Consider the following 4,784-nt stretch of genomic DNA (forward strand, 5'->3'; position numbering starts at 1 on the left):
TTCAGACGAGCGCGGTCCTCGGTCATGATGTTCTCCGATGTAAAAATGAAAAAGGTATGGGACAAGCAGCCGCTATCGGGCGGTCTGGAAAAGCGCTATGGCGGCGGTGTTCGCCAACTCAGCAAAATAGAAAGGCATTTCATGGAATACTCCGTCACTGTTTATATTGGGCCAAGCCATTAATGCAAGAAGCCCCGCTTGGAGCGAGGCTTCTTGACGATGTACCGAATAGATAAAAGCGTCAGATCCTCGCGCGCATGAGCGCTCTCACCGTGGTAGCGGTGGTCGTCATGACGTTAATCGAATTGTGCCAATTGCGATTCATGAAGTGCCTCGAATTCCGATTAGGGGACGCCAAGAATATTTTCTCAACGCATGCTTATAGACTATCAAGCAGCGGGTAGCGCGCGCAAGCGAAAACATATAAAAACGACATATAAAAACAAAAGCCGTGGTTAAAATGAAACACGCAAGTATTTGAATTTATTGATTTTTATCCCGTAAAGTCTCACCTTTAATCCCGTAAATACTCACCTTTGCCGAGCAGAACTTACCTATTAATGCAGTGTTCTCTGAGAGTCCAAATAGACATGAACCAACCAAGCGTACAAGCTCTTCGCTCGGTGTATCAGACGCTTACGATGAGCGAGACATAACGCAAACTGCAGGAGTTGGTTGGCGGTAGTTTCTGTCATGCTCATAGTTTGAGCGGGACATAAAGATTTAGAAATTCGCACTTACCGATGGGAGTTCGATAAGTCTGTCAAAGATAAATGGCAAAAGGCCATACAACAGACTATTTTCAATAAGGCGGATTGTCGGCCAGCGTCTTAAGTCCGCCAAGATATATCCTTTGGACGGCTGTATCGAGTTCTTTCGAGAAAACAGGTTCGTCGGCTAACGTCCGGTATATGGTGATACCGTCAGCCATAACAACGAGTTCGTCCCCCAATATCTGTATTAGAAACTGAGGGACAAATTTATGGTCGAGAGTGGCAAAATACGTGAAACCGAGGTCGTTGCGAAGGCCGTCGACATGGTTGACATACCCAGTTTGATATGACGTATAAGTGGGCTGGACCTTCAGCAAAATATTGCTGTGAACGAGTTTAATCCGATCCATTGCTCTATCGTAGAGTGTCTTGTTCTTTGCTAGGTCTCGTCCCACCTTAGTGTTTATTGCGGCAAGCACATCGTCGATGCTTGGCTCCTTATCGTCAGGCTGGTAGTTCTCATGCATATTAATTAATTTGATCAACGCACTTTTCATTTCCTTAGCACTAACGAACCGTCCAGAAAGCTTTTGCGAAAACACATGGTCAAAAAAATTCAACAGTGCCGTAGGCGGCCCCCTGAATGCGCTCTTTAACTGTCCTGCGCTCAACGCACGCTGGTGCGGCATTCGCCCGTTATGATCGGTGAGGACGGATGGCGTTTGTGTCGTCATTAGGTAATACAAGATACCGCCTAAGAATGAAATATCCGTCCTATGATCCTGTTTTGCCGTACTTCCTATACTCATTTCCGGCAGTCGAAGAAAGCGGTTCCCCAGCTCCTGCGACGGGTCAGTTGAAAAACTATCCACTACACCGTCTTTATATGCAATGCCAAAATCAAGCAAAATTGGCGCTTCGAATTTTGACTCCCTAAGGATGATGTTATCTGGCTTGATATCGCGGTGGATCCACTCGTTCTCGTGGCAGTACTGCACTGTGTCGGCAAGCGCCTTTAGGATCGTGGCGGCACTGACAAAGTTGACCGCCCCGCTACACTCAAGGTATTTCGAGAGCGTTGGACCGGCCACAAACTCCGTGAGTAAATAGATTTTATAGTTCGAATCTTCGTGATAGTGAGCATTGCTCTCGACAAGCTTTGGAATGCCGTCATGATTTGCCGTCGCATAAGCGCTTGCCTCCCGAAAAAATCGGGCACGCCGCTCTGAATCGGTTTGTCGATTGAGTATCTTGAGAAACGCAAACGTTCCATTCTCTTTGTGTTTGACCAGCTTGGTTGTCGCTTGCCCGCCGCCACCGATCTCTTGTTCAACGGTCCAGTTATCATCCCATTTTTTTGAGTCTGACCATTTTTGAATTATTGACATGATAGCGATGATTAAGTAGCTGCTTGTGGTAGAAAGCGATGGCGGCGAATAGAAATCTAACGCATTTAGCAATAGATGTCAGAAGGGACCCGAGTTAGAACACTAACCATAGGTTTTCTCCCTGAGCCCGATCTTCATCTTTCAAAAACCGGGGCTGAGTTAGTCGATTTATATGCATCAAGCTCGGGAAACCTTAACTTCACCAATTATATTAGTGCTATCGAAGACCATCATTTGAGGTTTGACTGGCGATCTCAACGCGAGCTTATTCGCCAAATCAGAAATCATCCCCAATGCTTTATGGCAATATTCAAGTCCATCGATATAATCGGCCTCCCCCTCACCAATACCCGTGTACCTATTAAATTGCTCTTCGAAATTCTCAAACATACTACCATTTGCCCTAGATACAAATATTTCTTGAGGATTTTTCGGCATGGGGCAAGAAATGCACGGCAGTTGCCCACCGGGAATTTCTATTGTTTTTATGATGGCGAACAATCTTCTTTCCGCTTGTACTAAAGGCGCTGAATGAACAATTAAATCCCGATATGCTCCTAACATTTTCAACCAACCATCACCCTCTGTAATTTCATTAAGCTCCTCAGCAATAGCATCTTCGCCATTTAAGTTTCTTAAAACATATTTCCTCAGTCCCGACAAAGTTGTAATGCTACTTTTTTGACTATCATTGCTCACCTCAAAGACAAAGTTTGCGGCGTATTCCGCCAAATAATCCCTAAGAATACATATGTCCACTAAGAAAGACTGAACAGACAAATAGCAAAGCCAAGTGTAGCCATTCATAAATCTCTTATTCGTCGCGAAATCCTGCTTCCCAACGACTGAACATAGCTGAGAATGATAGCTGTCCGATAATTCTTTCAGCCTCCTACTACACACGCGGAGTTGATGCGATATTCTGCTACCAACATCCCATAACCTACCGTTTTTTTCCTTGTAAGCACCAGTGCCGATATTGCTCCAAAGTTGAGCTCCCTCTTCATTCCCCCAAACGTTATTACGGGATGTATAGAACGTTCTCCATTCAGGAATATCCTCTCCATTAAAGTGACCAGCATAGGTAAAAAATTCGACACCTAAGACTGGTAGGCCAACTTTTTCGCACCTGTCAAAAAGAGCACCATAGGTTGGAGTTTCAAATGTTGCCGTTTTTTCGTTGAGTGTGCGTGGAATTATTTTGACAGTCGGATCGTATTCATTCACTATTCGGACTCCGCCCTTGGAGTGAATCACCCTAAGCGCTTTCCATTCATCGCTCATATCTCTACGCCCTTGCCTTTCAAAATAAATCACGTTTACTTGCTAAGCAGCATTGCACTTCAACCCTAGCACACTACCCAAATATGGCCACCGCTCCTCCGCCTCTGGTGGACCAGAAATTCATGTTGCGCTCGATCTACCAAAGTTTGAGTCAGCCTAGGTTTTAACCTGCGTTTGGTATATATGTTTTCCCATTTAAGCGCTCAAACTCGTTCAAAAAATTCGTAAATTCATTAAAGATCTGTTGGTCGCCAAATGCCTTGGTCGCAAATCCAAATGCGAGGACACTGCGATAAAAGTAGTTCCAAAGATCCTCTCTGTACTCATCGTGCCGCTCCGTGCCTAGCACTCCGTTAAGATGGAAATGAGGCGGGTTACCCAAGTACATGTCCATGATTTGAGGTGAAGCCGCATGGACAAACCCAGAATACATCTTGGTAACCGTCCGTGCCAGTTCAGTACCTGTACTAGGGTCAAATTCAGGGGATTCGCTACGCGCAATATATGCTTGGATCTTCCTTCGAGGAATCATCGGTCTTTTCTGGGTGGACTCAAGCGCCGTGTCCTCGTCAAACTCCTCTTCAAAAAATGAAGCAAGATAATCCCGATGCAATGGCGTAACTTCACCGTTAATTATTGCAAGGCTCAGAAACCTTACGTCCTCATGCAGCTCGTCAAGTATTCTCTGAAGCGCTGCCTGCTCTTGGACGAAACCATGCGTCATCAATAAGTGAGCTGCCGCCAACGTGGAAACGATTCGTGCCAGCTTTTGAACGATGGCTTGATGAATCGAACGTTCGATATGTCGAAACACAAACGAGTCCTTGTGCGAAACCTTCCGCGGCGCAGGTACTCGCGAAGCAAGTAAATGAACGGTGCGCGTCATGGTTTGAAGCGCAGGATCGTAAAGAGTTTCATCGGGCATCTAATAAACCCTAATGTTGAGTTAAGTCACGCAGTGAGGCGGCTTCGGTTTGAATGAAATGTTAGCCAGCAGCACTTGGAGCATACTTACCCCTATTATTGGGTTTGATTTATTGACATGCAAACTGTATTGCATTTTTCAGAATCTTCAATTAAAAAAACTAAACATTGAAATGTACAAATATCTGCTTTCCGTATCGCTCACTTTGAGTAAGTTTAAATAAACTTTTTGCATATTGACTGTGATCGTTGCCCCACCACCACGTCATAGCACTATCGTACGCGTAATCATCACACATGCTTTGATTGGGGGTCTGAGATAGTGCAAGCCATTTCGCACATTTTTTTTCAGCCAAACAGACAACTTCGGGCCGAAGCATTTGAACAGTACCCTTTTTTGCGATGCGTGAGCTATTACTCCCCTGGGTAAAATGTGATTGTAAAAAACCATCGCATGCCTTAGCGCTAGCTAAAG

The 4,784-nt window shown here is 45.1% G+C and carries 5 protein-coding genes; 1 reads left to right on the forward strand and 4 read right to left on the reverse strand.

Going from position 1 to position 4,784, the window contains the following annotated elements; translation table 11 throughout:
* Positions 1-183 (forward strand): hypothetical protein (locus Q0495_RS07060; protein ID WP_298624424.1); only part of this gene is annotated, 183 nt, incomplete at its 5' end.
* Positions 184-802: 619 nt separating this feature from the next.
* Here Q0495_RS07060 and Q0495_RS07065 read toward each other — a convergent pair.
* From Q0495_RS07065 to Q0495_RS07080, 4 genes are all read right to left on the reverse strand, one after another.
* Positions 803-2,101, reverse strand: coding sequence for a protein kinase (locus tag Q0495_RS07065; RefSeq protein ID WP_298624426.1), 1,299 nt, complete (start codon positions 2,099-2,101; stop codon positions 803-805).
* A 177-nt stretch (positions 2,102-2,278) separates the two neighbouring features.
* Positions 2,279-3,385 (reverse strand): hypothetical protein, encoded by a 1,107-nt coding sequence (locus Q0495_RS07070; RefSeq protein WP_298624427.1) that lies wholly within the window; start codon positions 3,383-3,385, stop codon positions 2,279-2,281.
* 163 nt (positions 3,386-3,548) lie between these two features.
* Positions 3,549-4,310, reverse strand: coding sequence for a hypothetical protein (locus tag Q0495_RS07075; protein WP_147251674.1), 762 nt, complete (start codon positions 4,308-4,310; stop codon positions 3,549-3,551).
* Positions 4,311-4,470: 160 nt separating this feature from the next.
* The coding region (locus tag Q0495_RS07080) for a hypothetical protein (protein ID WP_298624429.1) at positions 4,471-4,784 on the reverse strand (314 nt) is incomplete at its 5' end.

Source organism: uncultured Legionella sp., assembly GCF_937871865.1.
In the GTDB taxonomy this organism is placed as follows: Bacteria; Pseudomonadota; Gammaproteobacteria; order Legionellales; family Legionellaceae; genus Legionella.

Excerpts from the sequence above, each read along its gene's own strand:
- Q0495_RS07070 (WP_298624427.1), bottom strand. The coding sequence starts at position 3,385 with ATGAGCGATGAATGGAAAGCGCTTAGGGTGATTCACTCCAAGGGCGGA.
- Q0495_RS07075 (WP_147251674.1), bottom strand. The coding sequence starts at position 4,310 with ATGCCCGATGAAACTCTTTACGATCCTGCGCTTCAAACCATGACGCGC.
- Q0495_RS07065 (WP_298624426.1), bottom strand. The coding sequence starts at position 2,101 with ATGTCAATAATTCAAAAATGGTCAGACTCAAAAAAATGGGATGATAAC.